The organism is Rhodococcus jostii NBRC 16295 (assembly GCF_001894825.1).
Taxonomy (GTDB): Bacteria; Actinomycetota; Actinomycetes; order Mycobacteriales; family Mycobacteriaceae; genus Rhodococcus_F; species Rhodococcus_F jostii.
Genome location: NZ_BCWY01000003.1, coordinates 103,006 through 116,583, shown reverse-complemented (window position 1 = coordinate 116,583; position 13,578 = coordinate 103,006). Strand labels below are relative to the sequence as shown.

At 66.1% G+C, this 13,578-nt stretch carries 12 protein-coding genes and 1 pseudogene; 9 read left to right on the top strand and 4 right to left on the bottom strand.

Features of this window, described 5'->3' with window-relative positions; translation table 11 throughout:
* Nucleotides 1-4: 4 nt before the first annotated feature.
* A complete protein-coding gene (locus RJ1_RS03270) occupies nucleotides 5-925 on the bottom strand; it encodes a LysR family transcriptional regulator (RefSeq protein ID WP_073358676.1) in 921 nt (306 codons plus the stop codon).
* 215 nt (nucleotides 926-1,140) lie between these two features.
* Here RJ1_RS03270 and RJ1_RS03265 point away from each other — a divergent pair, with 215 nt between their 5' ends.
* Both RJ1_RS03265 and RJ1_RS03260 read left to right on the top strand, forming a co-directional pair.
* Complete coding sequence (locus RJ1_RS03265; RefSeq protein WP_073358462.1) at nucleotides 1,141-2,412, top strand: CaiB/BaiF CoA transferase family protein; 1,272 nt, start codon at nucleotides 1,141-1,143, stop codon at nucleotides 2,410-2,412.
* Nucleotides 2,412-3,185 (top strand): annotated as a pseudogene (locus RJ1_RS03260) (HpcH/HpaI aldolase/citrate lyase family protein); the annotation flags it as partial. The gene RJ1_RS03265 and the pseudogene RJ1_RS03260, both read left to right, overlap by 1 nt.
* Nucleotides 3,186-3,330: 145 nt before the next feature.
* Here the strand turns inward: RJ1_RS03260 and RJ1_RS03255 are convergent.
* The 3 genes from RJ1_RS03255 to RJ1_RS03245 form a co-directional block, all read right to left on the bottom strand.
* Complete coding sequence (locus RJ1_RS03255) at nucleotides 3,331-3,759, bottom strand: DUF1937 family protein (protein ID WP_083400535.1); 429 nt, start codon at nucleotides 3,757-3,759, stop codon at nucleotides 3,331-3,333.
* 219 nt (nucleotides 3,760-3,978) lie between these two features.
* Nucleotides 3,979-4,767, bottom strand: a complete 789-nt coding sequence (locus RJ1_RS03250) for an alpha/beta hydrolase (protein WP_073358461.1) — start codon at nucleotides 4,765-4,767, stop codon at nucleotides 3,979-3,981.
* Nucleotide 4,768: 1 nt separating this feature from the next.
* A complete protein-coding gene (locus RJ1_RS03245; RefSeq protein ID WP_073358460.1) occupies nucleotides 4,769-5,287 on the bottom strand; it encodes an RbsD/FucU domain-containing protein in 519 nt (172 codons plus the stop codon).
* 251 nt (nucleotides 5,288-5,538) lie between these two features.
* On the opposite strand from RJ1_RS03245, the gene RJ1_RS03240 reads away from it, so the two are divergent.
* From RJ1_RS03240 to RJ1_RS03210, 7 genes are all read left to right on the top strand, one after another.
* Nucleotides 5,539-6,297 (top strand): SDR family NAD(P)-dependent oxidoreductase, encoded by a 759-nt coding sequence (locus tag RJ1_RS03240; RefSeq protein ID WP_073358459.1) that lies wholly within the window; start codon nucleotides 5,539-5,541, stop codon nucleotides 6,295-6,297.
* Between the two features lie 125 nt (nucleotides 6,298-6,422).
* Nucleotides 6,423-8,060 (top strand): GMC family oxidoreductase, encoded by a 1,638-nt coding sequence (locus tag RJ1_RS03235; RefSeq protein ID WP_073358458.1) that lies wholly within the window; start codon nucleotides 6,423-6,425, stop codon nucleotides 8,058-8,060.
* Complete coding sequence (locus RJ1_RS03230) at nucleotides 8,057-8,566, top strand: hypothetical protein (RefSeq protein ID WP_073358457.1); 510 nt, start codon at nucleotides 8,057-8,059, stop codon at nucleotides 8,564-8,566. The genes RJ1_RS03235 and RJ1_RS03230 overlap by 4 nt, the downstream gene beginning before the upstream one ends.
* 60 nt (nucleotides 8,567-8,626) lie before the next feature.
* A complete protein-coding gene (locus RJ1_RS03225; protein ID WP_073358456.1) occupies nucleotides 8,627-9,412 on the top strand; it encodes a GntR family transcriptional regulator in 786 nt (261 codons plus the stop codon).
* On the top strand, nucleotides 9,405-11,225 hold the full coding sequence (locus tag RJ1_RS03220) for a putative nucleotidyltransferase substrate binding domain-containing protein (protein ID WP_073358455.1): 1,821 nt from the start codon (nucleotides 9,405-9,407) through the stop codon (nucleotides 11,223-11,225). The genes RJ1_RS03225 and RJ1_RS03220 overlap by 8 nt, the downstream gene beginning before the upstream one ends.
* Complete coding sequence (locus RJ1_RS03215; protein WP_073358454.1) at nucleotides 11,204-11,866, top strand: exonuclease domain-containing protein; 663 nt, start codon at nucleotides 11,204-11,206, stop codon at nucleotides 11,864-11,866. The genes RJ1_RS03220 and RJ1_RS03215 overlap by 22 nt, the downstream gene beginning before the upstream one ends.
* Nucleotides 11,867-12,066: 200 nt before the next feature.
* A complete protein-coding gene (locus RJ1_RS03210; protein ID WP_073358673.1) occupies nucleotides 12,067-13,530 on the top strand; it encodes an APC family permease in 1,464 nt (487 codons plus the stop codon).
* Nucleotides 13,531-13,578: the final 48 nt, after the last annotated feature.

The window sequence follows — 13,578 nt, the reverse complement described above, 5'->3', positions numbered from 1 at the left end:
GCCCCTATCCGGTTTCGAAGCCCTCCTGCAGCTGGTGGGCGGCGGCAGCGCACACCGCGATTCCTTCCTGCGCGGCCGGGCTCAGCCGCCGCTCGGTCAGATGCGCGACCAGGATCCGCCGTTGCGGCGGACGGGTAGCGAGGGGAATCGACCGGACGTCGGGCCGAAGGTTGAGCACGGCCAGTCGCGGAGCAATAGCCACGCCGAGCTCGACGGCGACCATCGCCTGCACCTCACCGTAGTCGTGCGCGAAGACACTCGTGCGTGGCGTGAAACCACCTTGCTGACAAAGTTTTTCGAGGGTTTGTGCGACCGGATGATCGTCGGCGCGAACCACCCACGACTCGTCGCGCAATTCGGCGATCCGGATCGAGTCGCGGTCGGCCAGTCGGTGCCGTTCCGACACCAGCAGCACGGTCGGATCGTTCATCACGTGGTGGTACGTCAACGTGGGGTCATCCACTCGGTTCCACTCGTAGTCCCACAGCAGCGACAGTTCGGTCTCCCGGCGGCGAAGCGCATCGACCAAATATGCAAACCGGCCACTGAGCACCTTCAACTCGACTCCCGGGTGCCGAGTCTTGAACTCCTTGACCACGAGTGGCAGCAGAGACGACCCGGCCGTGGGGAAGGTGCCGAGCGCCAGCACACCCGCCCGCAGTCCCTTGATCTCCGCGAGTTCGGCATTGGCGGCCTCGAGTTCGATCAGGATGCGTTCGGTGTGCCGGACCACCGACCGCCCGGCCTCGGTCAGCACGATACCTCGCGCGTGCCGCTCGAGGAGTGGTTGCCCGGCCTCCTTCTCCAGCTTGGCGATTTGTTGGGAGACAGCCGAAGTGGTGTACCCGAGCGCCGCCGCTGCCGCGGTGATCGAGCCGTGCTCGGCGACCTCGCGCAGCGTGAACATCCTGGTCGTGTCCAGCACCCGACCCACCTCCTAACTTTAGAAGAAGTTAATGCCTGTCGACATACCCGTGATTGTAGTTGAACCGCGTGGGTGCCAGTCTGAAGTGGCGGCAGCGGCGCCCTGACAATTTTTCGGCCGCGCCGGGACACCTGGCACCCGCCTATCGGGCGGCACTCGTCCGCGGCGACGCGCCGCACCCCATATAGCTTCCCCCCAACACGCGAGGACAGCCTATGACTGCACACCCGAGTGACATCCGCCCGCCTGACGACCAGGCCGACGAGAGCACAGGCGGCACCTCTACTCCGGCGCGCGGTCCGCTGCACGGCATCCGAGTCCTCGACATCAGTACCGTCTACGCCGCACCGATCACCGCCATGCTGCTCGGTGACTACGGGGCGGACGTGATCAAGATCGAGCACCCCACAGGCGATCCCGCCCGCACACACGGAGCCCAGAAGGACGGGCACGGTTTGTGGTGGAAGGTCATCTCACGGAACAAGACATGCATCACCCTCAATCTCAGCACCGCCGAGGGGCAGCAGATGCTCCGCGAACTCGTGGCCGATGCCGACGTGCTGGTGGAGAACTTCCGCCCCGGCGTACTCGAGAAGTGGGGGCTCGGCCCGGACCACCTCCACGACCTCAACCCGAGACTAGTGATGTTGAGGGTCACCGGCTTCGGCCAATCCGGCCCCTACGCCGAGCGCCGCGCGTTCGGGACCCTCGCCGAGGCGATGAGCGGATTCGCGCACCAGACCGGGAGCGAGGACGGCCCGCCGACGCTGCCACCCTTCGGCCTCGCCGACGGTGTCGCCGGACTCGCCGGCGCCTTCGGCGTGGTGACCGCGCTACTGCACCGCAACGGCCCGGACGGCGACGGCAAGGGGCAAGTCATCGACCTGTCACTGCTCGAACCACTGCTGGGGATCCTCGGTCCCGGACCCACCGCGTACGACCAACTCGGCACCATCGCCGGCCGCAACGGCAACCGCTCCCCCAACAACGCCCCACGCAACACCTACCTCACCAAGGACGGGCAGTGGGTCGCCATCTCCGCGAGCGCCACCTCCGTCGCCGAAAGAGTCATGCGCCTGGTCGGCCGACCCGACATCGTCGAACAACCCTGGTTCGACTCCGCCGGCGAACGCAGTCGCAACGGTGACCTGCTCGACGAAGCGGTCGCGAAATGGATCGCCGACAGACCGCTGCACGAAGTCACGGCCGAATTCGAACGCGTCGGCGCCGCACTGGCACCGATCTACGACGTCGCGCAACTGATGAACGATCCGCACGTCCTCGACCGCCACTGCATCACCACCGTCGACGACGAAGACCTCGGCCCGATCAAGATGCAAAACCTCATGCTCCGCATGCTCGGAACACCCGGTGCGATCAACTTCGCCGGCCGCCGACTCGGCCAGGACAACGAGCAGTTCTACCAGGACACTCTCGGCATCGAACCGGACCGACTGACCGCACTCACCGAGAAGGGCGTCCTGTGATGGACCGCAGCTACTTGTTCGCGCCCGGCCACAACCGAAAATTGCTCGGCAAGGTATTCGACGCCGGCGCGGACGCCGTCATCCTCGACCTCGAAGACGCGGTACCGCCTACCGAGAAGGAGACCGCGAGAGCGAACGTCGCATCCGTCATCACCACCCGAACCGCATGGGTGCGGATCAACGCGCCGGGGACCGAATTGGCGGACGCTGATCTAGGGGCCGTCGCCACGTCCGCGCACGGCATCCGCATCCCCAAGGTCGAAACACTCGACGACATCCGCTGGGTCGCGGACCGGGCACCCGGAAAGCCCTTGATCTGCGCTATCGAAACCGCGAAAGGCGTCGCCAACGCCTTCGCGATCGCCGAGCACCCCGCAGTCACGCACATCGCCCTCGGCGGTATCGACCTGCAGAAAGACCTCGGCACCGGGGAAGGGGACGCACCCATGCAGTACGTGCGCTCCCACCTCGTCGTCGCCGCCCGCGCGGCCGGCATCGCACCACCGATCGACAGCGTCTACCCGCACATCCACGACAGCGACGGACTCGTCCGCCAGGCCACCCACAGCCGTGGCCTCGGCCTGTTCGGCAAGTCCGCCGTCCACCCCGCTCAGCTTCCGGCCATTCACACCACCTTCAGTCCGCGACAGAACGACATCGACTGGGCCCGAAAGGTCGTCGAGGCATTCGAGAACGCCGGAGGAGCCGCAGTCCGACTGCCCGGAGGTGAATTCGTCGACCTCCCCGTCGCGGAACGGGCACGGAAAATACTGGCGTCGACGAATTCCGACAGCGGGCTAGAAGCTCCTCGTCAGCCGCAGGTGTGCAGATCCTCCGGTGCGGACACTGACGGTGAGGCAGTCCACTCCCCCGCCAGCGCAGCCTCATCCGCGCCGGTCAAGTTCGGCAACCGAACCGTCAGTTCGTCGACCTACCAAGGCCCGCATCATTTCTCACCATAGGTGAACACCCCGAACCGCACCCTTCGCGCTCGACGAAGTCGGTGGACGCCTCGGACCACACGCTCACACGGCGGCCCCGGCTCTCGAAGAACTCGATCTCGCGTCTGATCCCCGAACTCCGATCCCATCCGGGGAGGTCGAGGATGATCAGCTCCTCCATCGCGTCCATGAACACCGCGTCCACGGGTCCCCACAGCGCGCCGATCTTCGCATTGTCCTTCCCGGCGAACGTCAGATTGACGGGGTGGGACATCGACACCTGACTGAACACCGCGTGGCCCGATTCGACGATGTGTCCCGCCACTTCGTTGGCCGCGAGAAAGCGTTCGTGTGTCACCGCCGGATCGGCGTGGCTGTACGGGCAGGCCAGAAAGATCTTCCTCATCGAATCCTCCGTTGGGTGCGGGCCGAAACCCCGCGATGGCATGGGTAGTCGAGATCTAGAGGTCCACAAGCGCGCTGAGTCCGAACTCCAGGACCAGTCTGCCCTCGCTCGTGCGGAACGGCCGCCGTTCCTCGCCGGAGCTCGGTGGCAACAGGTCGACGGTCACCGGCTCGGGGCGTGGACTTCGGAACAAGCACTGCGACAGACGGAGCCGCCCGGTCATGACGTTCCCGCCGGCAGCGGATGGACGGTGCGGCACCAATCCGAGATCGCCTCGATCATCAGCGAACCGACCTCTCGGTGCGCCACGTCGTTCGGGATGTCGTGGTAGCCGCCCGGGACCACACGGCTCTGCCCGTGCTGCAGTTCGCGCGCGAATCCGGCGGCCCGGTCGGGCGTCGCGAAGACGTCGAATTCGCCGTTGACCAACAGGATCGGCATCGTCAGCGCCGGCAGACACGCCCGCACCTTTCCTCCGGCCACGGTGAGCGCCTGCCAAAGGTTCGGTTCGGCGGGAGCGGTGTCGAAGCCGAGCGGATCGTTCTCGAGTGCGTCGAGGTACGACCGGTCCTTCGCCATGACGAGGTCCGTCCGGCCCTCCGCCTCACGCGGCAGACCCCAGAGGGGTGCTCCCGTCATGATCAACCCTGTCCGCAGCCACGGTGTCCGGATCGAGAGGAGAGCACCGGTGAGCGCACCGAGCGAGTGACCGAGGACGACCACCGGAAGATCGGATTCTTCGTCGTTCATGATCTCGACGAGAACTCCTGCGTTGGAAGCGAGTTCGTCCACCGACGGGAAGAATCCTCCCGGTCCGCCGGTGTGACCGTGGCCGAGGTGATCGGGTGCCCACACGTCCAGACCGGCCGAGTTCAGCTGCCCCGCGAGCCGGTGATAATGACCGGAGTGCTCACCGAATCCGTGCAGGAGCAGGATTCGGGCCCAGGGCCGCGCCGCTTCCCACCGCCGGTAGTAGACCTTGTTCCGTACGCCGTCGAAGAAGGGCATGTCAGGCCTCCGGACTTCCCGGGCCGGTCGACGGCGGTGCGGGCGGCAAGTCCTCGAACCAGGTCGGCGACGTGAGCCAGTTCAACGGAATCGGCGGGCTCGGGTAGCCGGCGACGAGAACGACGTTGCCGTGCACCGAGTAGTCGCCGGTCTGGACGAAGACCTTCACGCGGTCGCGAAGATTGTAGAACTCGGGGAGGTACCGCATCTCGTGAACGTTCTCCTCCCCGACCAGTTCGGAGACGAACTTCCGGGCTTCGGGGTTGGCGGTCACCATGTCCTCGGTGACGATTGCCGCTTCGAAATCACCCACCTCACACAGCACCGACAGCAGGTCGCCGACCGACGGTAATCCCGGCGCGATGCCGAGGTCGATGGTCTCGACGTCCGGTGACAGCGGCACGAGGCTCGCCGACGAGGTGCCGCTACCCGCGTCCGCGAGGTAGATCATCTCTCCGTGCCGGAGCTGGCTCACGACGGCGGCCAGGCGTTCGTGCAGCAATCGGACTTTCGGGGTCATGAGACTCGTCCTTCGATCGATGGCGTGGGGGTGTGGGACGCAACAGTCAGGCACAGAATGTGCTCTAGTCGACAATCGACTAGAAATCTAGGACGCCTCCGCCCCGCAGTCAAGCGCTCGACGAATCCCGCTCGACTCTTGACCGACCGCCCCGGAAGGGCGCACACTCATCTGGTCGATTGTCGACAACCAGTCAATCGCTTCCGCGTCTACGCGCTTCCACATCACCACGACCCCCGAGGGAGAACACCATGGGCCAGCTGCTGCAGGGCAAGACAGTCATCGTTACGGGAGCAGGTGGAGGCATCGGCCTCGCCACGGCGTTGCACCTCCACGACGAGGGGGCACAGGTCGTTGCCACCGTGCACTCCGAGTCCAGCCTGCCCCAGCTGAAGGTCGACGACGATCGGTTGATCGGCCGCGTCGTCGATGTCACCGAAGAAGAGCAGGTCAAGGACCTCGTCGACTTCACGGTGACCACGTTCGGCAAGCTGGACGGCATCGTCAACAACGCCGGCATCCTCAAGCCCGGCACCATTCTGGACGCGTCGGTCGAGGACTACCAGAAGACGTTCGACGTCAACGTGAAGGGCGTGTTCCTGGGTTCGAAGTTCGCCATTCCCGAGATGCTGAAGGTGGGCGGCGGGTCGATCGTCAACTTCGGGTCCATCAACTCCATCGGCGCTGAGAAGCTGCTGACCACCTACACGGCGAGCAAGGGTGCCGTACTCACGTTGACCAAGGCCATCGCCCTGGACTTCGGCGCCCAGGGCATCCGCGCCAACACCCTGTGCCCCGGCTTCGTCGACACCCCGCTGAACGTGCCGCACTACACGGCGCTCGGCGGACGCGAGGAACTCGAGGCCGGACTCCCCGACTTCCAGCCGATCGGACGCGCAATCCTTCCCCTCGAGATCGCACACTCCGTCGCCTTCCTGCTGTCGGATCACTCCACCGCCATCACCGGGACGGCATTCGTCGTCGACGGTGGCGTCCTCGCCGGAGCCTGATCCCCCAGTGCTGCGGTGGGGGCCCTGCCGCCTCGGGCTCCCACCGCACTGCCATTTGACACCCGACGTGACTCGCATCACCATTGATGTAATGTCGACAATTAGACGAAATGAGGTCGACCACGATGACTTCCACTGACTCCGATGTCACCCAGCACGACGTTGTCGACGTGTTGGTGATCGGCGCGGGACCGTCCGGCGCGGTGGTCACGCACACCGCCGCCACGGCGGGACTGAACACTCTCTGCCTCGAGCAGGGTGACTGGGTCAACCCCAGCGACTTCCCCGCCAACCATCCCGAGTGGGAACTGCTCATCCAGCACGATTGGGCGCACGATCCGAATGTCCGCGCCCTGCCCTCCGACTACCCGGTCGACGTGACCGAGTCCGACATGTGGCCCGTGATGTTCAACGCCGTCGGCGGAAGTTCCATCTTCTACGGCGCGGAATGGCCACGCCTGCTGCCCTCGGACTTCCGGGTCAAGACCCTCGACGGTGTCGCGGACGACTGGCCCATCAGCTACGACGACCTCGAGCCGTACCACGACGAGGTCGACGCATTCATCGGCGTCTCCGGACTGGACGGCGACACCGCCTACCCCGAGGGTCTCGAATATCCCTTGCCGCCACACCCGTTGGGCAAACCCGGCATGAAAGCAGCCGAAGCGGCGAACAAGCTCGGCTGGCACTGGTGGCCGGGCACCAACGCGATTCCCAGCCAGAAGAACAAGACGCTCGAGCAGTGCGGTCGCTGGGGTGTCTGCGAATGGGGCTGTCCGCAGGGCGCGAAGGCCTCCTTCGACCTGATCTACATGCCGCAGGCGCAACAGGCAGGCGCTCGAGTGGAAACCGGTGCGCGCGTCCGCAAGATCGTCACCGACGCCGACGGCCGCGCCACGGGCGCCGAATGGGTGGACCGCACCGGCGGCGTCCATTTCCAGCCCGCGCATGCAGTCGTCATCTGCGCGAACGGCATCGGCACACCGCGGCTCCTCCTGCTCTCGGCCGACGAGAAGCATCCCCACGGCCTCGCGAATTCCTCGGGTCAGGTCGGCCGGAACCTGATGCTGCACCCCAACTGCACCGCGACCGGGTACTACGAGGACAACCTGGAGAGCTGGCGCGGGCCGGCCGGACAGCTCATCCACTCGATGCAGTTCTACGACACGGACACCTCCCGCGGATTCGTCCGCGGGGCCAAACTCCACGCCCTCCCGACTCCTGGACCGTTGAACACGATCGAGACCCACCGGCAACTCGATTTCGACGACCTGTGGGGACCGGCCATCCACGACGTCGCGCGGGCGTCGTCCAACGGAATCCTCTGGGCGGCCAACGTGGAGGATCTACCCGAAGAACACAACCGGGTCACCCTGTCCACCGAAGAGTTCGATGCCGACGGTCTGCCGGCGCCGAAAGTCGAGTACCGCGTCAGCGAGAACACACGGAAGATCCTGAAGTACACCGTCGACCGCATGGTCGAACTCCACGAGGCGGCAGGCGCGAAGCAGATCTTCACCCAGGAACTGTGGGTCGACCAGCCGGGACATCTTCTCGGGACGGCCCGGATGGGCGACGACCCGAAGACGTCCGTGGTCGATTCGCACGGCCGGGCCCACGATGCCGACAACCTCTACATCGCCGACGGCAGCATCTTCGTCACCTCCGGAGCCGCAAACCCGACCTCCACGATCAGCGCCCTCGCCCTGCGGGTCGGCAAGAAGGTCGTCGAGGACGTCAACGCACGGAAGGCAACGGCATGAGCACCGCATCACTCGACCTGCAATCGACACCGAAGCGACGACTGTCCGTACCGGGCAGGCACACGGCCCCGCCGCGCTCGCTCACGGACTCTGAACTGGTGACGCTCCTCCGGATCGCGGACTGCCTGATCCCCGCATCCGGCGAGAATCCCGCAGCCAGCGAGGCCGACGACTACCTCCGGTACCTGAATCTGGCGCTCGCCGCCCGAGCCGACGTCTTCGACGCGGTCCTCTCGGCGATCGACGAGGCAACCGATCTCCACGGTGACGACCTGCGCGCACAGCTCAAGAAAATGTGGGCCGAGGACAAGTTCACGTTCGATCCGCTGTCCTCGATCCTCGCCGGCGCCTACTTCATGACACCCCAGGTCAAAGCCCTGATCGGGTATCCCGGACAGCGCCGGGACGCCGCCGGATTCGAGGACGCGGCCAATGAACTCGACACCGGAATACTCGATCCGGTACTCGAACGCGGCCACTTCTACGTGTCCGCGAACGGCGAGTAGGCAGCGCGGACGCTCCACAGTTCAGCAGTATTGATCTACTGTCGACAAAAGGCTCCCGGCGTGGTCAACGTCGAATCAACCGTCATCAGAAAGGACAACCCGATGACTCTGTCACCGAATCGTCCCCCGGGATCGAATGTGGGTCGACGCGAGGACGGCGACATCTCCCTCGGACGAATCCACCAGCGCACCACGCCGGGCACCGTGGCGAACGTCCTGCGCACGGCGATCCTCGACGGCACCCTGGCACCCGGCAGTCAGCTCCGCGAAGCACACATCGCCGCCGACCTGGGTGTGAGCCGGGCTCCGCTGCGCGAGGCGTTGAGCATCCTCGCCGACGAGGGCCTCGTCGTGAAGATCGCCTACAAGGGTGCGTTCGTCGCCGAGGTCAGCGCAAAAGGCATGGCCGAGATCGCCAGCCTGCGCAAACGGCTCGAACCGTACGCGATCGAGTTGGCGATGCCGCGACTGTCGGGGGCCGGCCGGACCAGGATCGTGCGGACCCTCCAGGACATGGCCCGCAGCGCCGACGACGGCGACATGGCCCGGACCGTCGACGCGCACATGAGCTTCCATCGGGTGATCTACGAGCTGTCCGAGCACACGCTCCTGCTGGACCTGTGGCGCAGCTGGGAATCCCAGCTCCAGTTGTTCCTCTCGGCAGATCATCAGTCTTTCCCCGACCTGCACGACGTCGTCGCAGAACACGAGCGCCTGCTCACCATCATCGATTCCGGCGACCTCGAGGCGATCACCCGCGAGATCGACCGGCACGTCCACGGCTCGACCGACGCGGCCCCGGCTGCAACCGCTGCATTCGACGGTACTCAACCGTCGAATGCGTGAGTACGTCGATTTCCTCGGCGGTCAGCCGCCGTACGACGCGCTGGAGTCGGCCGATCTCGACGCCCTGGCGCGGACGGTGGAGGTCGAGTACTTCGTCACCGGCGCTCGGATCGTCGAGGCCGGTGAGGCCCCACTCGATCATTTCTACGTAGTCCGCACCGGGGAGGTCGAGGTGATCGACCGCGGCCGGGTCGTCGATCTTCTCGGCCGCGGCGAAACCTTCGGGCAGATCTCGGTGCTGTCCGGACTGCCTCCGCCTCTCGCGATCCGCGCCTCGGAGGACACCCTCTGTTACCGCTTCCCGGACCCGCGGCCCGTGCTGCGCCACCCGGAACGGCTCCGGTTCGGGCACTACGGCACTCTCGTCACGCGGGAGCGACTGGCCCGTTCCGGACTGGTCGATCAATCGTTGCGGGCGGCCCGTCATCAGATGCGCCCGGTGGTCTGGTGTCCCGCCGACGCGACAGTCGGTGAGGCCGCGTCCGTGATCACCGAGGCCGGCCAGTCCTACGCGTTGATGGACCGGCGCGGCGAGATCGGCATCGTCACCGACAACGACTTCCGGCGCGCGTTCGCCGACGGACACGTCGACGCGCACACCCCGGCATCGTCGATTGCCTCGTTCCCCGCCCGGTCCGTCCCCGCGGAGACACTGGTGGGCGATGCCTTCCTGACGATGGTCGAGTCGGGTGTGCACCATCTGGTGGTGACGGGTCCGAGTGAGAGACCGGTCGGGATTCTCCGCGTCGTCGATCTCGCGTCGGCCGAAGTGCGCAATCCCCTGGTCGTCCGCCGGGCGATCGACGACGCGAGCACGGTGGAGGAACTGGCGTCGGCGGCCGACCTGCTCCCCGGAACCTGGATCGAGTTGTACGACACCGGAGCGTCCGTCATGCACGTTGCCGGTCTGATGTCCGCCGTGATCGACTCGGTCATCCAACGACTCGTCGAACTGACCGAGACCGGCGCCGACCACGTCCCCCACCGGACGTCGTGGCTGTTGCTCGGGTCGGTTGCCCGGCGCGAACCCCTCCCGAAGTCGGACGTCGATACCGGGCTGGTCTGGGAAGACCTGCCCGGCGCGGACTCGCCCGCGCGGAAACTGCAGAACTGGGCCGGGCGCGTTCTGGACAATATGGAACGCTGCGGCCTGCCCCGCTGCGCCGACGGCGCCAACGCCACCAACCCGCTGTTCGCGCGATCGCGGACCGACGCGGTCGCCGCCGCGACGTCGTGGATCACGAACCCCACCCAGAAGAACGCCCTGCTGCTGTCGTCGATGATCGCGGACAGCAGACCCGTCAGCGGGGTGTCGCTCGGACGGTCGGTGTCCGACGCCATGCTCGCCACCACTCGCAGTCGCGAGTATCTGTCGGCCCTGCTGCGCTTCACGACCTCGCGACGACCCCCGGTCGGGTTCGTACGCAACTTCGTGGTCGAGCATTCCGGCACCAACCGCGGCCACCTCGACCTCAAGGCGGGCGGACTCGTGCCGATCGCATCCCTGGGCCGGTGGATCGCGGTGGTCACCGGAGACGATCGAGGCTCCACCATCACCCGACTGCGTCGCGGGCGGGAGGCCGATGTCCTCACCTCCGACGAGACGGAAACACTCGTCCGGGCGTTCGAATACATCTACGGATTGATCCTCGGCCGCGAGATCGAGGCCATCAAGGGCAGCACCGCCGCGACGACGTGGGTCGCGCCCAACCAACTGGACACCCTGACCCGCCGATATCTGCGTGAGTCGTTCCGTGCGGTCGCCGAGGTCCAGAACCGGTTGGAAAGCGAATGGGTGGCACGCCTTCCATGAGGGGACACCGGTTGTTCCGACGCACCGACACTCTGAAGTGTCCGTGGCGGGACACCGAGTTCGCGGTCGTCGATCTGGAGACGACCGGGCTGGATCTCGTGCGGGACACCATCGTGTCGTACGGGGCGGTCGTCGTCCGGCACGGCCGCATCGTCACGTCGGAGAGCGTGTACGGACTGGTCCACCCGGAGTGCGACATCCGACCGGAGGCCGTTGCCGTCCACACGCTCAGGGAGGCGGATGTCGCGGATGCCCCACCGCTGAGCGAGGCCGTCGGCGTCCTGCGACATCTCCTCACCGACCGCGTCCTCGTGGCCCACGCGGCCTGGGTCGACACGGCCTTCCTCTCCCGCGCCTTCCGGGACAACGGGCTGAAGTTCCGGCCTGCGGTCGTCGACACCGCTGCCCTCGCCCGTGCGGTCGGTGTGGCGCCCCGACAGCGCCGGCGTGAGCCGAACCTGGAATGGCTGGCCGACACGCTCGGCCTTCCGGTCGTCGATCCGCACCACGCGCTGGGCGATGCCGTGACCACGGCGCAGGTGTTCCTGGCGCTGGCGTCGCGACTCGAGCGGCTCGGTTACGACACCACACGCTCCCTCGTCGATCTGAGTGCCGGCGACAGGCGCCTCGGGCGCAATTGACGCACAGGTAATCCAGCGGAAACAACTGGTGATTGAGGTCACACCGATTTGTGGTAGATTGTCGACAGTAGAACAAGCGCGATGCATCCCCGTCGCCTTCTTCCACGACAACCGAACCTCGTCTCGGCACATCCCCCGCCGAGATGCCCGCGACAGAGACCAGCGAGGTCACGATGGCCATAACCCCGGAGAAGCCCCCGGTGTCCACTCAACCGCCCACCGAACCCGAACCCGCGCGGCTCGATTCCGGAGCGGATACGGATTCCGCCTATCTGGAGAAGCTCGGCTACAAGCAGGAACTCAACCGAACGCTGGGCCTGTTCTCCGCCTTCGGCGTCCAGTTCACCTCGATCGCCATCGCCTCCGGAATCTTCACGACGCTGATCGTCGGATTCGGATTCTTCGGACCGGCATCGTTCTGGTCGTTCCTTGTCGGCGGCGGCCTTCAAGTGTTCACGGTCGGACTTGCGGTCGCGCAGCTGGTCTCCGCCTATCCGCTGGCAGGCGGGGTGTATCAGATCACCGGGCGGATCACCGGGAAGCCGTGGCTGGCCTGGCAAACCGGGTGGTGGCTGCTGATCGCCCACACCGTCGCGGTCACCACGGTTGCGGTGAGCATCGCCCCCTTCGTCGCCGGCTGGTTCGGCGTCACGTTCGAGGACAACACCGACGCCCTGCCCTGGGCGCTGGGCCTGATCGTGCTCGGCACCGTCATCAACATCGCCGGGGTCAAGGTCGCCGCGGTGCTCAACAACATCGGTGTGGTGGCGGAGGTTGTCTGCGTCGTCGCGCTGGTAGCGGTGCTGCTGGTCGTGAAGCATCCGACCCAGCCGCTGTCGTTCCTGAACGAGTCCGGGGGAACGACCACCGGCGGCAACTGGTTCGTCCCCTTCCTCCTCGCGATGATTCTTCCCGCATATGCGATCTCGTCGTTCGACGCCACCGGAAACGCCTCCGAGGAGACCAAGGACGCCGCCCGCAAGGCGCCGATGGCATCGGTGATGGCGAACGTCTCCTCCTACGTCGTCGGCATCTTCATGGTCGCGTTGATCATGCTCGCCATCCAGGACCTCCCGGCCGTCATGGAGAGCACCACCCCGGTCAAGCTGATCCTCGACACCGCGGTCGGCACGGCGTTCGCGAACATCTTCGAAGCCGTCGCGATCGTCGCCCTGTTCGCCGCCCTGGTCATGCTGCAGCTCACCGGCATTCGCGTCCTGTGGTCACAGGCACGTGACGGTCAGATCCCGGCGGCCTCCTGGCTGCGCAAGGTCAGTGCCCAGCGGATCCCGATCAACGCGACACTCACGATCTTCGCGATCTCCGTGGTGTTCGCACTGTGGTCCTCGCTGCTGTCCGTGCTCGCCGCGATGACGGCACTCGCCTGGGGAATGGCCTACGGTGTCGTGGTCGTCGTCGGCTTCTACGGACTGATCAAGCGCAAGCTACCTGCCCACCCGTGGCACTACGGCATCGTCAGCCCGGTCATCTTCGTCCTGGCGATCCTGTGGTCCGTCGTGCTCTGCGCACTCCTGATCTACTCCGACCCCACCCATGTCGGCCTCGGCATGCTGCTGGTCATCGCGTCCGGTGCCGTCATCTACATGATGATCCCCAAGAGCCGGCGCGGTAAGTCCATCGACACCCAGGCCGGACACCTCTGACATCCCGCTCCCCTGACCCACTCACCCTGCGCCGAAATACATTCGAAA